The organism is Bacillus sp. FSL W7-1582, assembly GCF_038593325.1.
Classification (GTDB): Bacteria; Bacillota; Bacilli; order Bacillales; family Bacillaceae; genus Bacillus; species Bacillus altitudinis.
The window spans coordinates 2,839,868-2,858,725 of sequence record NZ_CP151987.1; the positions used below are offsets into that span (position 1 = coordinate 2,839,868).

Genomic DNA, 18,858 nt, shown 5'->3' on the forward strand with positions numbered 1-18,858 from the left:
GTTAAAGTATTACTATTACGAAAAAATTGCACGTTAGGGGTATACTCGTGAAAAAAACTTTAAGACTGCAAACACGGCTGACGATCTTTGTCTGTATTGTTGTCCTGATCTCCCTCTGTATCACATTCTTTACGATCTGGTCAGAAACAGCCAAAAATATTCATCAGCAGGAACGTGACATTGCCCTCTCTACTGCCAAAATGGTCGCAGAGGCTCCGATCACAGCGAAATCATTAGAAAAAGATCAATCATATACAGCACTACGGAAATATACAACCAATGTGCAGCGTATTACCAAAACCGAATTCGTTGTCGTCATGGATATGAACGGTATCCGCAAAACACATCCGAATCCGCAAAAGATTGGGAAGCGGTTTGCTGGAGGTGATGAAAAACCGGCATTACAGGGTAAAGAACATATTAGTACCGCATCTGGAACACTTGGCAAGTCCATGCGTGCCTTTGTTCCTGTTTATAACCAAGATGGCAAGCAGCTCGGAGCTGTGGCAGTTGGGATTACATTAAAGGAAATTGATTTAATTATTCATCAAAGCCTGCTCCCGCTCTACTTTGTCACATCGCTTAGCCTTTTATCTGGCATTATCGGCGCACTCATTGTGGCACGTAAAGTAAAGAAGATTATGTTTGGACTAGAACCAGATGAAATTGCCACTTTATTAAAAGAACGAAGTGCTATGCTAGAGTCAACAAAAGAAGGCATTCTTGCCGTCGATCAGCACGGTAAAATCAAGCTGGCAAATGCAGAAGCTAAACGTCTTTTTCATAATATGGGCATTATGGTTGACCCTAGAGAACAAGATGTACAGGCCCTTCTTCCTTCAAGCGGCTTAAAGCAAGTAATCGAAACACGGAAACCGCTGCTTGATCGCGATGTCAGAATGAACGGATTGGAGCTGGTCTTTAATGAGGTACCGATTACGGTAAAAGGAGAAATTGTCGGAGCGATCGCAACCTTCCGTGACAAAACAGAAGTCAAACATCTGGCTGAGCAGCTGAGCGGGGTGAAGATGTATGCCAATGCACTTCGTGCCCAGTCACACGAATTTATGAACAAGCTCCATGTCATTTTAGGATTGGTCCAGCTGAAGAACTATGATGACCTTGGCACCTATATTAAAGATATTGCGATTTATCAGCAGACAGAAACAAATGAAATCATCAACCATGTGAAAAACTCTGTCTTAGCCGGGTTTTTACTAGGAAAACAAAGCTACATCAGAGAACAAGGCGCAGCTTTAGAAGTCAATTGCAGTACACAGGTACCAAACTCGGAGGACCCAGCAGTCACACATGACCTTATTACGGTCATCGGTAATCTGTTAAATAACGCACTCGATGCCGTTTCCCATACAGAGAACAAAAATATCTCCATCTCATTCAGATATGTCCAAGAGCAGCTTCATATTGAAATTACAGACACAGGGGTCGGTCTGACAAAAGAAGAACAGGACATTATGTTTGATCAAGGCTTTTCAACAAAAGGAGAAGACAGAGGATTTGGCCTTTATTTTGTTGACCAAAGCATCAAAAAACTGAACGGACATATGATCGTCACAAGCGAAAAAGGAGAAGGAACGACCTTTAGTCTCCGTATTCCATATAAACAAAAGGAGGATTCACATGATTAATGTGTTGATCGTAGAAGATGACCCAATGGTCGGAGAGCTGAATAAACGCTACTTGACCCAAATAGAAGGATTTGAATTAAAAGGGATTGCCACCTCATTTCAAAAGGCACTAGACATCTTAAAATCAGAAATCATTCACCTTGTATTGCTTGATATTTATATGCCTGGACAAAATGGGCTCGCCCTATTATCAGAAATTCGTAAGCAAAATCATTCCGTTGACGTCATCGTCATTTCAGCTGCAAATGAAGTGGATGTCGTACAGCAAACGATGCGAAACGGAGCTGTCGACTATTTAATCAAACCTTTTGAGTTTGAACGCTTCCAATCAGCACTGGCAGAATATAAAAGAAAACATGCCCTATACCAAACGATGAATAGCATCTCTCAAAATGATTTAGACGCGAAGCTTTTTCATAAAAAAGCAGAGGCGGAAAAAGTCCTGCTGCCAAAAGGCCTGACGAAGAGCACACTCAAACTCATCTGGACAAGCATTCAATCATTCGGTCAGCAGGCTTTCACGACCGAAGACCTAGCCAATCATACTGAAATCTCTCAAGTTTCGATTAGAAAATATTTGAAATTTCTTGAGGATATCGAAGTGGTTGATGTGGAGATGGCATACGGGACAATCGGCCGCCCTGTTTTCCAATATAAACTGAATACAAGCAACATGAATTTGATTCAGCAATATCTTTAATTTGACACATCTGACCTTTCACAAAGGCCAGATGTTTTTTTATGGCATACGATGTCACAAACCCCTTGATATCAGTGGTTCCACTGTAGTAGAGCACATCATAAAAGCGGCATTATATCATATTTCAGCACATAAAAAGACATCGAATTTAGCCTTTTAACATTTTTTTAAAAATAAAACAAATTTCTATTTATTTATTCGATGGGAAATGATAAATTATGATTGATTAGTTCAACGAGATATAAGTCTGATGTCTTACATCTTCTCTCCTGTTTCCATCAATTTCAAAAGAATGCAGGATAAAATACCCTTTTCACAAGGATAGGAGAAGGCAAGAGTCGGTCTTTTTTCGCGAGACTTTTCTGAAACTTTTAAATTTTATAGGGGGTTATGTTTTGAAGAAGCGCAAAATTGGACTTGCATTGTCCTTAGTCGTAGCAGCAGGAACCATCCTTGGAGCATGCGGCAACTCTGGCTCAAACAGCGGTGAAAACAAAAAAGATAAAGATCAATTCACTGTTGCAATGGTAACTGATGTCGGTGGTGTCGATGACAAATCGTTTAACCAATCTGCTTGGGAAGGTTTACAAGCATTTGGGAAAGACAACAATTTAACAAAAGGTAAAAACGGCTTTGATTACTTACAATCAAAAACGGATGCAGATTATCCAACAAATTTAAATACACTTGTTAGACAAAAATTTAACCTGATTTATGGTATCGGCTATAAAATGGAGAGTGCCATTTCTAAAATAGCTGATCAGCGAAAAGATTCCAAATTTGCAATTGTGGATGCAGTTGTTGATAAGAAGAACGTAGCTAGTATTACATTTAACGAAAACGAAGGGTCCTTCCTTGTAGGTGTTGCAGCGGCTCTTTCTACAAAATCAAACAAAATTGGTTTTGTTGGCGGCGTTGATTCTGAATTAATCAGAAAATTCGAAGTTGGTTTCCGTGCAGGCGTTGAAGCAGCTAATCCAAAAGCAAAAGTTGAAGTGAAATATGCTGGTGCATTTGATAAAGCAGACATCGGTAAAGCAACAGCTGAAAGTATGTACAAATCTGGCGTTGACATTATTTATCATGCAGCTGGAGGTACTGGAACGGGTGTCTTTACAGAAGCAACCAATTTAAAAAAGGCAGATCCAAATCGAAATGTTTGGGTCATTGGTGTTGATAAAGACCAGTATGACGAAGGTAAAGTACCTGGAACAAAACAAAGTGTCACTCTTACTTCTATGATTAAGAAAGTAGACACAGCTGTACAAGACTTAACAACAAAAGCAAAAGAAGGTAAATTCCCTGGTGGCGAAGTCATCACGTACGGTCTGAAAGAAGGCGGCGTTGACATCTCTCCATCTCAAGAGAATCTAGATAAAGATGTATTGAAGAAAGTCGAAGAATGGAAACAAAAAATCATCAAGGGTGAAGTGAAAATCCCTGCAACACGTGATGAACTAAAAGATTTTAAAGCTTAATTTGTGCATCGGGATAAGCGCGTCTTATCCCCTTGCCTCTCCTTTACCTCCTCTTTATTCGTAAAAGGTGGTAAAAGAAAAGCTGCAGCCTTGTTTTGCAGCTTTTCTTTTGCTAGTTTTTATCTTCATCAGCACCCTAAAAAAGGAGCGGTTAAACCTGTGGATTATGTCATTGAAATGTTGAATATACGCAAAGAATTCCCTGGCATTGTAGCAAATGATAACATTACGCTGCAGCTAAAAAAGGGCGAAATTCATGCGCTGCTTGGTGAAAACGGCGCTGGAAAATCAACGCTCATGAACGTGCTTTTCGGACTGTATCAGCCTGAAAAAGGTGAAATCAAGGTACACGGAAAACCGGTTACAATCTCAAGTCCAAATGATGCAAGTGATTTAGGCATTGGAATGGTCCATCAGCATTTTATGCTAGTTGATACATTTACTGTGGCTGAAAACATCATTTTAGGAAAAGAGCCAAAGAAATTTGGAAAGATTGACAAAGAACAAGCCATTCAGCAAGTGCAGGAACTTTCTGACCGTTATGGACTGAAAATAGACCCTGCCGCTAAAGTATCTGACATCTCAGTCGGTATGCAGCAGCGAGCAGAAATCTTAAAAACACTATACCGCGGCGCTGACATCTTGATCTTCGACGAACCAACAGCCGTCTTAACACCTCAAGAAATAAAAGAACTCATACAAATTATGAAAAACTTAATCAATGAAGGCAAATCCATTATTTTAATTACCCACAAACTAAAAGAAATTATGGATGCCTGTCATCGCGTGACCATTATCCGAAAAGGGCAAGGTATTCGTACACTTGATGTGGAACACACAAACAAAGACGAGCTTGCCAGCTTAATGGTCGGCCGCGAAGTCTCATTTAAAACAGACAAAAAAGCAGCCTCCCCTGCTGAAGAAGTCTTGCAAATTCAAGATCTCACTGTCAAAGATACGCGAGGAATTGAAGCCGTGAAACAACTCAATTTATCAGTGAAAGCCGGTGAGATTGTCGGAATTGCGGGTGTAGACGGAAATGGTCAATCTGAATTAATTGAAGCCATTACAGGTCTGAAAAAATCCGAATCTGGTACGATCATGCTAAACGGGAAAGCCATTCAAAATCTCCCGCCTCGTAAGGTCACAGAATCTGGTATCGGACACATTCCTCAAGACCGTCATAAGCACGGACTTGTCCTTGATTTTTCAATTGGAGAAAATATTTCCTTACAAACGTATTATCAGCGTCCATATTCGAAGTTTGGCTTGATGAATATGAAAAATATTTATCAAAAAGCAAAACAAATCATTGCTGAATACGACGTACGGACACCTAGTGAATATACAGAAGCACGTGCGCTATCAGGGGGTAACCAGCAAAAAGCCATTATTGGCCGTGAAGTGGACCGAAATCCTGATTTATTAATTGCCGCACAGCCGACACGTGGACTTGACGTCGGAGCCATTGAGTTTGTTCATAAGCGTCTGATTGAACAAAGGGATGCAGGCAAAGCCGTTCTGCTCATCTCCTTTGAGCTTGATGAAATTATCAATGTCAGTGATAAGATTGCTGTGATTTTCGAAGGCAGCATTATTGCCATTGTTGATCCAAAAGAAACAACAGAGCAAGAACTTGGTCTGTTAATGGCTGGAAGTACGCAACAGGAAGTGGGGAAAGAAGCAAATGTCTAATCGCTTAACAAATCTGCTGATTCCGCTTATAGCCATTGTACTTGGTCTTTTCGTTGGGGCCATCATTATGCTGGCAAGCGGTTATAGTGTCATCGAAGGTTATAGCGCCCTTTGGAATGGCGTATTCGGTGAAACGTATTATATGGGAGAAACCATCCGACAAGTCACGCCTTATATTTTATCAGGACTTGCTGTTGCCTTTGCATTTCGGACAGGCCTCTTTAATATCGGGGTAGAAGGTCAACTTCTCATTGGCTGGATTGCATCTGTATGGATAGGAACAACCGTCCATGCACCTGCGTATATCCACCTGCCTCTTGCACTGATCACTGCAGCAGCTGCTGGTGCATTATGGGGCTTTATTCCTGGGTTTTTAAAAGCACGTTTTTATGTTCATGAAGTGATTGTCACTATTATGATGAACTACATTGCACTTCATGTGACTAATTTTATTATTACAAATGTTCTTACAGATCATAAAGATAAAACAGATAATATTAATTCGACTGCCTCATTACACTCTGATTTTTTTGAAAAAATCACTGACTTTTCAAGCATGCATAACGGAATCATTGTAGCTGTCCTATCTGCCGTTATTATGTGGATTATTATCCAAAAAACCTCTAAAGGGTTTGAATTGCGTGCTGTTGGTATGAATCAACACGCATCCCAATATGCTGGAATGAATGTGAGAAAAAACATTATATATTCCATGCTCATTTCTGGTGCCTTTGCAGGTCTTGCAGGTGCGATGGAAGGGCTCGGAACCTTTGAATATGCATCAATAAAAGATGCCTTCACTGGCGTTGGTTTTGATGGAATCGCTGTTGCCTTATTAGGCGGAAATACAGCTATTGGTGTCGTCTTAGCGGCATTATTGCTTGGTGGATTGAAAGTCGGTGCTTTAAACATGCCGCTTGAATCTGGCGTACCGACTGAGGTCGTTGATATTGTGATTGCGATCATTATTCTTTTCGTTGCCTCAAGCTATATCATCCGTCTTGTCATTCAACAATTGAAGAAAAAGGGGGGAAAATAAGTGGGATTTCTGCAAATTCTTGAAATCATCGTCCCGGCTACACTTGTATATGCTGCACCACTTATTTTAACCGCTCTTGGAGGCGTCTTTTCAGAAAGATCAGGTGTCGTCAATATCGGTCTTGAAGGTTTGATGGTCGTCGGAGCATTTTCTAGTATTATCTTTAACTTAATGTTTGCTGATACGTTTGGTGCCTTGACCCCGTGGCTCGGTCTTCTTGTTGGTATGGCCATTGGCGGCGTGTTCTCACTCATTCACGCTGTTGCCACTATTACGTTCAGAGCAGATCAAACGGTCAGTGGTGTTGCGATTAACATGCTTGCCCTTGGTGCTACGCTGTTTGTTGTCAAACTGATTTATGGAAAAGCACAAACGGATAAAATTACAGAACCTTTCTATAAAGGAGATATTCCCCTTTTAAGTGACATTCCGATCATTGGTGATATTTTCTTTAAAGATGTGTATTATACGTCCATTCTCGCATTAGTTCTTGCGGTTGTCGCTTGGTTTGTTTTATTTAAAATGCCGTTTGGCTTGCGACTTCGTGCAGTCGGCGAGCACCCAATGGCAGCTGATACAATGGGAATCAAGGTATACCGGATGCGCTATATCGGCGTCTTCATTAGTGGTCTATTTGGCGGCCTTGGCGGAGCTGTGTATGCATCGACCATCGCTCTTGACTTCTCACACGCCACCATTACAGGACAAGGCTTCATTGCGTTAGCCGCCCTTGTTTTCGGGAAATGGCACCCATTTGGCGCTATGGGCGCTGCTTTATTCTTTGGATTTGCACAAAGCTTAAGCATCATTGGCTCTCTGCTTCCGCTGTTTCAAGATATCCCGAACGTGTACATGCTCATTGCACCATATGTGCTGACGATCCTAGCTCTTACTGGCTTCATTGGACGAGCAGACGCACCAAAAGCACTTGGTACCCCTTATTTAAAAGGAAAACGATAAATAAATACCATGTATGATCAATCCCCTGAAGGACAAACTATCTTCAGGGGATTTTTGTATGATAAAAACGACAAAACCCCCGTTTATTTTACTTTTATTACACTTAATTTAGTTTAATAAATAGATGAGTGTCACAGAATCTTCTACAATTGAGACAAATAGCATTTGGGGGTGTTTATGTGGCTAATACACAACAATTGAAATCGATTACAAACGATTCTGACAATAATAAAAGCGTTTTCCGAAAAATTCTTTCTTGGAAAATTGGTGTTATTGATCTACCTGTGTATATAGTACTTGCAGCGATTATTTTAACTGCCGCTTATTTTAATAAAATTCCAGCAAATATGCTTGGTGGTTTCGCTGTTATTATGATTTTGGGGATTTTCCTAGGAGATGTAGGACAACGTATTCCAATCTTAAAAGATATTGGTGGACCGGCGATTCTTTCTTTATTCGTACCATCGTTCCTGGTCTTTTTTCATGTTCTGAATCCAAACTCGTTGGAAGCGGTTACGTCTCTGATGAAAACGTCGAACTTCCTATACTTCTATATATCTGCTCTTGTAGTAGGTAGTATTCTTGGGATGCAACGAACTGTTTTAGTACAAGGCCTTATTCGTATGTTTGTTCCTCTTGTTGCAGGTACAATTACAGCTGTAGTTGCTGGAATTCTAGTGGGTCTTCTAGTTGGTTACACACCGCATCATTCGTTCTTCTTTATCATTGTACCGATTATTGCCGGTGGTGTCGGTGAAGGGATATTGCCATTATCAATTGCTTATTCGCAAATTCTTGGTGTATCAGCAGAGTCATTAATTTCTCAATTGATTCCGGCTGCTGTCATTGGGAACGTCATTGCCATCATTTGTGCTGGCGCAATGAAAAAGCTTGGTGAAAAACGTCCTGAACTAAACGGGAACGGAAGACTTGTTAAATCAAAAGAAGCAAATGAAATCTTCGAACAGCCTGACATGGATACTAAAGTTGACTTCAGCTTAATGGGTGCAGGTGTGCTTGTTGCATGTACAACTTTTATCTTTGGCGGCTTATTAGAAAGTTTTGTTCATATTCCAGGTCCAATCTTAATGATTGTTCTTGCTGCATTAATCAAATACTTAAACGTGATGCCTCAGCATTTGCAAAACGGCTCACAGCAGTTCTACAAGTTTGTATCGAAAAGCTTTACATGGCCTCTAATGGTTGGTTTAGGAATTCTATACATTCCACTTGATGATGTGGCCACTGTTATTTCGATTCCTTTCGTATGTGTATGTATTGCTGTTGTTCTAGGCATGGTTGGTTCTGGTTACTTTGTTGGTAAATTCATGAACATGTATCCAGTTGAATCTGCAATTGTGACTGGCTGTCACAGTGGATTAGGCGGTACTGGTGACGTTGCAATTCTTTCAGCTTCTGGAAGAATGGGCCTTATGCCTTTCGCTCAAGTCTCTACACGTCTTGGCGGAGCAGCAACCGTTATTTGCGCAACAATCTTACTTAGAATGTTTACTTAAAAAAAGAAACAAAAAGCATGTCCTTTTCATAAGGGACATGCTTTTTTTATATTTCTTTTCTCCCATACATCCTCATTCATCAGCTAATACAATTCGTATATACTCCCGAGGCTGAAAAGGATACTGTTTCGCCTGCGGATAGGTCATATGGAGGAGATGTTCAGAAAATAGCGGCCATTCACTCCCGGCCTGCCACCTTTTTTGATCATTTCGTTCAATCAAGAATGCTCCTCCTAAAATCGTGCAGAATATGCTTAAGCTGATGGCGATCTTTCGTTTCATTTGATCAGCTCCTTTAAGAAAAGCATGTACGAAATACAAAACAATATACAACGAGTTTCATTTTTGATAAAATATTTTTTGTGGTCAAAAGAACTCAAAACAATTTTGATTTGCCGTAAATCAGTTCAAACCAATGCACTATGTCTGTATTTACGCTATAATTTTAGTTACCAGTTCTTTAGAACGTGAATTTATATTGATCAAAGGAGGTTCATTTTCTTGCAGCTTATTCACTTCGCCATCCTATCACCTTTTTTACTTGCCTTTGTCGTCCCTTTTCTCTTTAAATACGTAAGGCGTATACATACAGGATGGTTTGTTCTCATCTTGCCTATTCTTTTATTTACCTATTTCATCCAAATGCTCCAGATCACCTCGAATGGACGAACGTTGTTCTCACAAGCTGAATGGATTCCCTCTCTAGGGATGAATTTCACTGTGTATGTAGATGGTCTCAGCCTGTTATTTGCTTTACTCATCACAGGTATTGGTGCACTTGTGGTTCTGTACAGTATTTTCTACTTATCAAAGGAAAAAGAACAGCTTGGCTCTTTCTATACGTATTTATTAATGTTTATGACCGCTATGCTCGGTGTTGTTCTCTCTGACAACATGGTCGTACTTTATTTGTTCTGGGAGCTAACGAGTATCTCTTCCTTCCTCTTAATTGGGTATTGGTATAAGCGTGAGCGTTCTCGTTACGGAGCAACCAAATCACTGCTTATTACTGTGTTTGGCGGATTGGCTATGCTTGGTGGCTTCATCCTCATTTACCTGATCACTGATTCATTCAGTATTCGCGAAGCAGTCAATCAGCTTCAGCTCATTATGGCATCACCTTATTTCATCCCTGCGATGGTGCTCATTTTACTAGGGGCCTTCACGAAATCAGCGCAGTTCCCATTTTATATTTGGCTGCCTGATGCTATGGAAGCACCAACCCCTGTAAGCAGTTATCTACATTCTGCTACTATGGTCAAAGCCGGTATTTATCTGGTTGCCCGCTTTAGTCCGATTTTTGCTATATCAGAGGTGTGGTTTTGGACCATTTCGATTGTCGGACTTATCACACTATTCTGGGGATCTTTCCACGCCGTTCGGCAAAATGATTTGAAAGCCATTCTGGCCTTCTCGACAGTGAGTCAACTCGGGATGATTATGCTCATGCTAGGAGTAGGCGCAGCTGCCATTCATGAAAACAACCCTGCCTTTTTTGGCGCAGCCGTTCTTGCTGCTATTTTTCATCTCATTAACCACGCAACCTTTAAAGGTAGTCTCTTTATGGCAGCAGGGATTATCGATCACGAAACAGGTACACGTGATATTCGCAAATTAGGTGGATTAATGACCATCATGCCAATTACCTTTACAATTACGTTAATTGGTACATTCTCGATGGCTGGACTCCCGCCTTTTAATGGATTTTTAAGTAAAGAACTATTTTTCACAAGTATGATCCGGATTTCTGAGATCAGCTTTACGGATGTGTCAACATGGGGGGCTATCTTCCCTGCTATCGCTTGGCTCGCTAGTGTGTTTACGTTCATCTATAGTATGATGATCGTCTTCAAAACATTTAGAGGCCGTCTGAATGTCGATCAATTGGAGAAAAAACCGCATGAAGCACCGATTGGTATGCTGATCCCGCCAATTATTTTAGCTGCACTTGTGGTCACGTTCTTCTTTTTCCCTAATATTCTTGCCTATTCTGTCATTGAACCTGCCATTCAAGCGATCATTCCAGAAGCCATTCAAACAGGAAGCCGCTTTGCCGTAAAAATTGAAGCGTGGCATGGATTCCAGCCAGAGCTTCACATGACAATTGGTGTAGTTGCGCTCGGTACCATTGGCTATTTAACGCTGTCAAAATGGCGCCCAATGTACAACATATTTAAGGAAAAATGGTCATTTAACGCTTTGTATGATCGTTCGCTTATAGGTGTAGAAAAAGGGGCTTACCGCCTAACAAACAGCTATATGACAGGATTCCTTCGTGACTATCTTGTCTATGTATTTGGGTTTATGATTATCGTGCTTGGCAGCGTGATGTTCTACAAGCAAGCCTTCTCATTTCAAACTGAGCACGCTGCATCAATCGGCACGTACGAAGCCATCCTTTCACTTGTGATGGTCGCAGCGACAGTCACGACTGTATTTGCTCGTTCACGCTTAACAGCTATTATTGCGCTAGGTGTTATGGGCTACACGCTGTCATTGTTCTTCGTGATTTTCAGAGCACCTGACCTTGCGCTGACACAGCTCATTATTGAAACCATTTCTGTCGCGCTGTTTTTACTTTGCTTCTATCATTTGCCAAAGCTGAGTCTGAAGCAAAAAACACGAAGATTTAAATTAACAAATTTGATCATCTCATTAGGTGTTGGAGTCGTTGTCACATGTCTTGCTTTCGCTTCCACAAGCCAGCAGTCTCTTGACACGATTTCAACGTACTTTATTGAAAACAGCTACAAACTGGCTGGCGGAGACAATATTGTCAATGTCATTCTTGTCGATTTCAGGGGCTTTGATACACTCTTTGAGATTACAGTGCTGGCTATTGCGGCACTTGGTATTTATGGATTATTGAAGGTAAAAGCACAAGGAAAACGGAAGAGAGGCGTACGGCGATGAGAAAGATTGATACGAATGATATGCTCTTACAAGTCACAACTAAAATTACAGCATTCATCATCTTGCTTTTCTCACTTCACCTATTTCTTGCAGGACATAACAATCCTGGCGGAGGATTCATTGGCGGTTTGATGAGCGCTGGTGCTGTCGTTCTTCTGCTTTTAGCCTACGACCTTAAAACAGTCAGACGCATTTTACCATTTGACTTTATTTATGTGGCTGGTGTCGGTTTGCTCGTTGCCATCCTAACAGGTATGGGATCTTTTCTGTTCGGAGCACCTTTCCTATCCCATGCATTTGATTATTTCCAACTGCCGTTTCTAGGGAAAACAGAACTGGCGACAGCGGTCCTGTTTGATATCGGTGTGTATTTAGTTGTTGTTGGTGTCACCATGACCATTATTCAAACGATTGGAGAGAAGGAATAATGGAATTTCTAATGTCTATTATCGTCGGAATCATTTTTATGGCAGCGACCTATTTAATGCTTTCAAAAAGCCTTCTGCGGGTCATCGTCGGTACTGCCGTTTTAAGTCACGGCGTCCATTTGCTTCTATTAACAATGGGCGGCTTAAAAAAGGGAGCACCTCCTATTTTGAAAGAGGGGCTCACATCCTATGTAGATCCATTGCCACAAGCATTAATTTTAACAGCCATTGTCATTGCTTTTGGTGTAACATCCTTTTTGCTCGTGATGGCCTTCCGTGCCTTCCAAGAGCTGAGAACAGATGACATGGATCAAATGAGAGGAAATGATCAGCATGAATAATCTCGTGATCCTGCCTATATTAATACCATTACTAGCTGCTACATTATTGATCTTTATGAATAAAAACACCATGCTGTCGAGAGGCTTTAGTGTGTTTGCATCTCTTTTAGCCATTATCTGTAATGTCTATTTGGTCCAAACGATTTTCACAAACGGCATACAAACCCTTTATTTGGGCGGCTGGAAAGCACCGTTTGGCATTGCCCTTGTGGCCGATCAGTTTGCTGCGCTTCTTGTGCTGACCGCTTCCATTGTTGGACTTGTCACAGTTCTTTTTTCCTTTCAAACGATTGGGAAAGAAAGAGAGCGGCTTTTCTATTATTCTGGTGTCCAATTCTTGTTAGCTGGCGTCAGTGGTGCCTTTTTAACGGGAGATATTTTCAACCTGTTTGTCTTCTTTGAATTGTTGCTGATGGCATCTTATATGCTCATTGTTCTGGGTGGTTCAAAGCCCCAGCTTCGTGAATCACTGAAATACATTGTGTTTAATATTATCTCATCGGCATTATTTATTGTTGGCGTAGCGTGTTTATATGCAGTCACAGGCACACTGAACATGGCTGATTTAAGTGTGAAAATAGCTGAATCTGGGCAAACAGGGTTAATCACCGTGATTGCCATTCTGTTCCTGATTGTATTTGGCTTAAAAGCTGGGGTCTTCCCGCTTTATTTCTGGCTGCCAGGGTCTTATCATGCTCCGCCAGCAGCGATTTCAGCTTTGTTTGGTGCACTGCTGACAAAGGTCGGCCTATATGCAATTGCCAGGGTCTTCACACTTATCTTTATACATGATACAGGTTTTACACATACACTTATGGCTTGGCTGGCCGCTCTAACGGTTATATTCGGTGTCATTGGCTCTATCGCCTATTCTGATGTGCAAAAAATTGTGATTTATAACATTGTCACAGCTGTTGGTGTCATTTTGTTCGGGATTGCGGCCAATACACCGGCATCACTCCAAGGCGCCATTTATTACCTCATTCACGATATGGTGATCAAAGGAGCTTTATTTATGCTTGCAGGGGCATTGTTTGTGTATGCTGGAACCAACCATCTGAAAAAAATGGGTGGGCTGATTCAATCCCAGCCTCTACTCGGCTGGATGTTCTTCATATCGGCTTTATCACTTGCGGGTATTCCTCCACTAAGTGGATTTGTTGGCAAGCTGAAAATTGTTGAAGGTGGGTTTTCTGCTGGGTACATGACGTTCTCTATCCTTGTTTTACTGTCCAGTCTTCTTGTCCTTTATTCTGTTATGAGGATTTTCATGCTCGCGTTTTGGGGAGAGGAACAGGATATGCGAAGAAGAAAGCCATCCATTAGAGGAATGGTGTATCCTGGGGTACTGCTTGTTATCTTATCGCTTGCGATTGGATTAGGCACAGAATTCATTGCACCTTATATCAATCAAGCTGCGGAAATGCTTTCAACACCAGAAAAATATATTCAAGCTGTGCTGAAGGAGTAGATGAACATGGCCTTTCAAATATTATTAAACGCTCTCCTCGCCTTTACATGGATGTTTATGAATGATACATACAGAGCTGCAGACTTTGTATCAGGCTTTGCACTAGGGATGATCGCCATTTTTATGCTACGGCGATTCTTCCCGCAACGTTTTTACGGCTATGCCCTGTATGCGATTATCAAGCTCGTCATCATTTTTATCAGAGAGCTGCTTCTTGCCAATTTGAGTGTACTCAAGACGGTGTTATCTCCAAAGCTTAAGATCAAGCCTGGTATTTTCGCCTTTCGTACAGATTTAAAAACAGATTGGGAAATCACCATACTGGCTAATATGATTACATTAACACCTGGTACACTGGTCATCGATATTTCGGATGATCGTTCGATTTTATATATTCATGCGATGGATATTGAAGATGCTGAAAAAGCCATCCACGATATTCGGGTATCATTTGAAAAAGCGATTCAGGAGGTGAGCGGTAAGTAATGGAACTGATCTTGCAAATGTCACTTGGGATTCTTGCGCTGTCTACTTTGCTTTTTGTCATACGGGTCATCAAAGGACCTTCTATTCCTGATCGCGTTAGTGCGCTTGATGCGATAGGAATCAATTTAATTGGGATGACAGCCATCGTGTCTATCTTACTGAAAACCACGACGTTCTTTGAAATTATTTTACTGCTCGGTATTCTTGCCTTTATCGGCACTGTCGCTTTTTCCAAATTCCTTGAGAAAGGGGAAGTGATTGAAAATGATCGTCATCGCTAAAGCGATCGTAATTTTCTTTATTCTGCTTGGCGCTATCCTCTGTTTAATTTCAGCCATTGGTGTCCTTCGCCTGCCGGATGTTTACACACGTATGCATGCTGCATCAAAAGCATCGACACTTGGTGTTGTTCTCATTTTAGTTGGTGTGTTCTTTCATGAATGGTTTCTTGCAGGGATCATCTCTGCGAAAATCCTGCTTGGGATTGTCTTTATCTTTCTGACCGCACCAGTCGGCGCTCATTTGATCGGAAGAGCCGCTTACAACACTGGTGTGAAAATGGACAAACGAAGTGTCCAAGATGATTATGGCGGTTTCCGTAACTTTGTCATTAAACGAAAAGAAGATTCTTATTTATAAATGAAGAACCTGACATTCAGGTCTTGTTCACTTTACCCGCATGTTCATAAAAGGGTATTAAAAAAAGCTTCCGCTGCACCGGGAGCTTTTTTATATGCGATCAATGACAGCGAGTGTACATCTTGACGTACAGATATGACGGTCTCGATCATCTTTTATATCGATTTGGAATACCATTGTACGCCGTCCTACATGTACAGGAACAGCTGTAGCTGTCACCACTCCATCACGTACAGATTTTAAATGATTGGCATTGATTTCAATACCTGAACAAACCTGCTTCGTTAAATCCAAATGAGCAGCAGCACCCATGCTTGCCACTGTTTCTGCTAGAGCAGCTGATGCTCCTCCGTGCAGTAATCCAAATGGCTGTTTTGTTCGGTGATCGACTGGCATTGTCGCCACGCATCGTGACGTATTGCATTCCACAATCTCAATCCCCAGTGCCTCAAGCAGTGTATTTGAACCACTCACATCCATCAAGGCCCTCTCCCTTCACACGTTTACAGGACACTTTCCGATTTTGCAATTAACACCGCTTCTGTTCGAGATCCAACATTCAGCTTATTAAAGATGGAGGTCAAACTGTATTCAATCGAGCGTTTGCTCAAATGAAGCACATCGGCGATCTCTTGGTTTGTGTACCCTTTTTCCACTTCTCTTAAGATTAAGCATTCACGCTCTGTTAACAGCTCATGATCCGTCTGCTGCGCCTGTTCTGGCTTCTCTTGTTGCTGTGAAATTAATTTCTTTAAATAGGATAGCTGAATGACAACTTCTCCTTGCAATGTGCGGTGTATGTATTCAATGATTTTGTCTTTTGTCTCTGTTTTACTTATTGCACCATGCAATCCAGCTCGAATGGCCTCTTCGAAATAATCATCTACTTCATATCCTGTATAAATGATAATTTTCACTTGTTGATTCGTTTCTAGAATTTGTTTGGCAATGTCCATTCCATTGATATCCCCGAGATTTAAATCCATCAAGATCACATCATAGATGGAAAAGTCATGCGTCTTTAAAAAGGCGCCTTCTGCATCAGGACTTAAACAATCGACTGATAGCTGCTGATCTGATTCTAATATGCTTTTTGTCCCTTCCATGACAGCCGGATGATCATCAATGACCAATATCTTCTTCATGTCTTCCTCCCTTTAAATCACTCACTTCCATTTTATATAAAAGACTTGGCAGATGCCAAGTCTTATTCCTTAAGAAATCGTTACAATTCCATTTCAATTTTCACCTTGAGCCCTTTTTCAGGTGCTGTGTGAATTTGAAGCTTTCCATTTAGAGCTTTGACTCGTTCCCTTATGCCAGAAAGACCCATGCTCATCGTGTGCTGATCAAGCTGGCTTGCATCAAATCCGACTCCATCGTCCTCATAATGGAGAACAACTTGATCTTTAATACAAATGAGCATCACTAAGACTTGGCTGGCCTTAGAATGCTTCAACGCATTGGATAACAGCTCCTGCACAATCCGGTAAATATTCAGCTGTGAGTCAATATCAATGTCCAGTTCTTTATCAAAGCGGGTTGTATTCAGCCTAATATGAAATGGCGCTTCCTCTTGAATTTGCGAAGTCAGCTTCGAAATTGCCTTCACTAACCCCAAATCATAGAGGAGCTGCGGCCGAAGTTCATGACATGTTTCTCTCGTGGTTTGAATCACCTTAGACATTTGTTCATTCCATGAGATCAATGAATTTTCAATAGATGTTGGGCATTGGTTGTTTTGGAAATTGGTTAAGAACATCTCGGACTGTCTCTTCAGTGAAATCAAATCCTGCAGCACAGAATCATGAAGATCCCTCGCTAAATCTGAACGCTGCTTCTCTTCCATGGCGAACATGACTTTCTTCAGCCAGGCGGGATTGGCTTCCCGCTGTTTCAAATCCTCAAGATGCTCCATCAGTTCTTCGATCTTAACGACATTTTCTAAACTGACACTTGTGTAAAATGCCAATGTTTTCAGCCATGAGATTTCATCGCGGGTCAGCTTAGGTGTCCGTAAATTAGATAAACAGCAAATCACAAACGAGTGACCACCCCGCTCACCAATTTTCATCATGAATCCTTTATCCAACCCGATGATTTTACCAACTTCACCTAAAATATCTTGAAATTGATCCACATACTCTTTCCATAGCTGGCTTTCTTCTATTGATTCATCAATTTCAACAATTTGTCCATCTGCCTTCACTTCAAGCACAAAGGCTTTGTTCACAACAAGTACTTCTAAGATGGTGTATTTTAAATGATACAATACTTGATGAAGTGATGACGCCTCACGAATAAGCTGTGTAAATTTAAATACACTATCCTGATAATTATGCTTCTCTGAAAAACGCTTCAATCGAAAACGGAAATCGATAATTTCTTTAAAGTAGAAGACGGTAAGCATAAGAATGTACGTGATAATCGTAAATTTCACTGTATAGAAATTTGCATTTGGCTTTTGAATAAAATCAAAAAGAACAACCACAAGTATTGTTGGTGTAATTGCTAAAAAACCGTAGTATTTAATCCTTCCCATAAAGAAATCAACATTATATAGCTTATTTGACATAAATTGATAGACTAAGAAAAAAGGAATTAAAAGAACAAACGATGCAACAACATACGGTGAAATAAAATATATACCAAAAAAATAAGGAATGATAAAAAATAGCATGAATGGACTGAATGCTGAGATTAAAATGAGTGCAAATGCTCGAAGTACATTGCTGACTTCATTGTCTTTCAATTTTTTAGCAGCCCTTATAGTGATAATAATCGAAAGGAAAGCCAGAACAAAAAATGAAAGTAAATTGACATATGCTAATAGATCTACTGGTCCTGCTTTATTTTTATAGAATAAAACTAATAAAACGTTAGTCACTGGAACTAGATACAAATAAAAAAGAACTCGACGACGAATAATCTCTGTTCCTAATTCTTTTAAATATTGATACATAAAGTGCATATATAGTGGAGGTACAATATTCATTGTAACGATTACAAGAATACGACTGATAGCCTCACCTTTTCCAGAACCACCAGAACTTACATAACCTATAGACACCGCCAAAAGAAATAAAGCTAAAATATAAGCTGACTCTTTTTGGTTTGCTTTATTCATTTTTAAAATCATAAATATACAAAATAGACAGATGGAATAAAGAATGACTGGTATTAGATAAATAAACAGATTCGCTTGACTCAATAACCTTACATTCTCTAAATCAATTTTATCACCATGTCTATCAACGACTAAACTTTTAACATTAGCTAAAAAACCTCTTTTAACTTCTTCAACTGGTTTTTTATTCCCATTCACTTCAAGTATGATATCGCCTTTCCTAACTCCAGCTAGATAGCTATCTGTAAAATTATCGACATCCACTACCTCAAGTTGACCGTGACTATTTTCCTTAACAGCTGCTCCAACAAAAATATTAAATACGTTGATATAAGAGATGTAAATCACATAGATGAAGCTAAGGATAACTAATATAACTGTTAACTTAGAGTAAAACTTTCTCATAATATTTATC

Annotated in this window: 18 protein-coding genes; 14 read left to right on the top strand and 4 right to left on the bottom strand. The window is 40.4% G+C overall.

What is annotated here, in order from left to right:
• Window positions 1-47: 47 nt before the first annotated feature.
• From malK to NSQ11_RS14780, 7 genes are all read left to right on the top strand, one after another.
• Window positions 48-1,649: a malate sensor histidine kinase MalK gene (malK, locus tag NSQ11_RS14750; protein WP_008345824.1), complete on the top strand. Its 1,602-nt coding sequence runs from the start codon at window positions 48-50 to the stop codon at window positions 1,647-1,649.
• The gene (locus NSQ11_RS14755) at window positions 1,642-2,349 is read left to right on the top strand and encodes a response regulator (protein WP_041091824.1); all 708 of its coding nucleotides are present in this window, start codon (window positions 1,642-1,644) and stop codon (window positions 2,347-2,349) included. Before malK ends, NSQ11_RS14755 begins: the two co-directional genes overlap by 8 nt.
• Before the next feature lie 395 nt (window positions 2,350-2,744).
• On the top strand, window positions 2,745-3,827 hold the full coding sequence (locus NSQ11_RS14760; RefSeq protein WP_025207900.1) for a BMP family protein: 1,083 nt from the start codon (window positions 2,745-2,747) through the stop codon (window positions 3,825-3,827).
• Window positions 3,828-3,986: 159 nt separating this feature from the next.
• Window positions 3,987-5,522: an ABC transporter ATP-binding protein gene (locus NSQ11_RS14765; protein ID WP_017358950.1), complete on the top strand. Its 1,536-nt coding sequence runs from the start codon at window positions 3,987-3,989 to the stop codon at window positions 5,520-5,522.
• Window positions 5,515-6,561 carry an ABC transporter permease gene (locus NSQ11_RS14770; RefSeq protein WP_025207902.1) on the top strand — a complete coding sequence of 349 codons (1,047 nt, stop codon included), beginning with the start codon at window positions 5,515-5,517 and terminating at the stop codon, window positions 6,559-6,561. The genes NSQ11_RS14765 and NSQ11_RS14770 overlap by 8 nt, the downstream gene beginning before the upstream one ends.
• Window positions 6,562-7,521 (top strand): ABC transporter permease, encoded by a 960-nt coding sequence (locus NSQ11_RS14775; protein WP_008345835.1) that lies wholly within the window; start codon window positions 6,562-6,564, stop codon window positions 7,519-7,521. It begins immediately after the preceding gene.
• A 179-nt stretch (window positions 7,522-7,700) separates the two neighbouring features.
• Complete coding sequence (locus NSQ11_RS14780; RefSeq protein WP_017358948.1) at window positions 7,701-9,038, top strand: 2-hydroxycarboxylate transporter family protein; 1,338 nt, start codon at window positions 7,701-7,703, stop codon at window positions 9,036-9,038.
• A 72-nt stretch (window positions 9,039-9,110) separates the two neighbouring features.
• Here the strand turns inward: NSQ11_RS14780 and NSQ11_RS14785 are convergent, their stop codons facing one another.
• A complete protein-coding gene (locus NSQ11_RS14785) occupies window positions 9,111-9,320 on the bottom strand; it encodes a hypothetical protein (RefSeq protein ID WP_017358947.1) in 210 nt (69 codons plus the stop codon).
• A gap of 219 nt (window positions 9,321-9,539) precedes the next feature.
• On the opposite strand from NSQ11_RS14785, the gene NSQ11_RS14790 reads away from it, so the two are divergent.
• From NSQ11_RS14790 to mnhG, 7 genes are read left to right on the top strand one after another with little or no spacing between them, the layout of a single operon-like run.
• Window positions 9,540-11,951, top strand: coding sequence for a Na+/H+ antiporter subunit A (locus NSQ11_RS14790; protein ID WP_046526552.1), 2,412 nt, complete (start codon window positions 9,540-9,542; stop codon window positions 11,949-11,951).
• Entirely contained in the window at window positions 11,948-12,379 is a 432-nt protein-coding gene (locus NSQ11_RS14795; RefSeq protein WP_008345843.1) for a Na(+)/H(+) antiporter subunit B, read from the top strand. Before NSQ11_RS14790 ends, NSQ11_RS14795 begins: the two co-directional genes overlap by 4 nt.
• Window positions 12,379-12,720, top strand: a complete 342-nt coding sequence (locus NSQ11_RS14800; RefSeq protein WP_003213576.1) for a Na(+)/H(+) antiporter subunit C — start codon at window positions 12,379-12,381, stop codon at window positions 12,718-12,720. Before NSQ11_RS14795 ends, NSQ11_RS14800 begins: the two co-directional genes overlap by 1 nt.
• Complete coding sequence (locus NSQ11_RS14805) at window positions 12,713-14,191, top strand: Na+/H+ antiporter subunit D (protein WP_017358945.1); 1,479 nt, start codon at window positions 12,713-12,715, stop codon at window positions 14,189-14,191. The genes NSQ11_RS14800 and NSQ11_RS14805 overlap by 8 nt, the downstream gene beginning before the upstream one ends.
• Window positions 14,192-14,197: 6 nt before the next feature.
• The gene (locus NSQ11_RS14810; protein ID WP_017358944.1) at window positions 14,198-14,677 is read left to right on the top strand and encodes a Na+/H+ antiporter subunit E; all 480 of its coding nucleotides are present in this window, start codon (window positions 14,198-14,200) and stop codon (window positions 14,675-14,677) included.
• Window positions 14,677-14,958 carry a Na(+)/H(+) antiporter subunit F1 gene (locus tag NSQ11_RS14815; protein WP_008345849.1) on the top strand — a complete coding sequence of 94 codons (282 nt, stop codon included), beginning with the start codon at window positions 14,677-14,679 and terminating at the stop codon, window positions 14,956-14,958. Before NSQ11_RS14810 ends, NSQ11_RS14815 begins: the two co-directional genes overlap by 1 nt.
• Entirely contained in the window at window positions 14,942-15,316 is a 375-nt protein-coding gene (gene mnhG, locus NSQ11_RS14820; protein WP_003213369.1) for a monovalent cation/H(+) antiporter subunit G, read from the top strand. The genes NSQ11_RS14815 and mnhG overlap by 17 nt, the downstream gene beginning before the upstream one ends.
• A 90-nt stretch (window positions 15,317-15,406) precedes the next feature.
• Here the strand turns inward: mnhG and NSQ11_RS14825 are convergent, their stop codons facing one another.
• The 3 genes from NSQ11_RS14825 to NSQ11_RS14835 all read right to left on the bottom strand — a co-directional run bounded on the left by NSQ11_RS14825 (window position 15,407) and on the right by NSQ11_RS14835 (window position 18,848).
• Entirely contained in the window at window positions 15,407-15,796 is a 390-nt protein-coding gene (locus NSQ11_RS14825) for a hotdog fold thioesterase (protein WP_017358943.1), read from the bottom strand.
• A 23-nt stretch (window positions 15,797-15,819) separates the two neighbouring features.
• A complete protein-coding gene (locus tag NSQ11_RS14830) occupies window positions 15,820-16,461 on the bottom strand; it encodes a response regulator transcription factor (protein ID WP_007500477.1) in 642 nt (213 codons plus the stop codon).
• A gap of 80 nt (window positions 16,462-16,541) precedes the next feature.
• Complete coding sequence (locus tag NSQ11_RS14835) at window positions 16,542-18,848, bottom strand: ATP-binding protein (RefSeq protein WP_076821016.1); 2,307 nt, start codon at window positions 18,846-18,848, stop codon at window positions 16,542-16,544.
• Window positions 18,849-18,858: the final 10 nt, after the last annotated feature.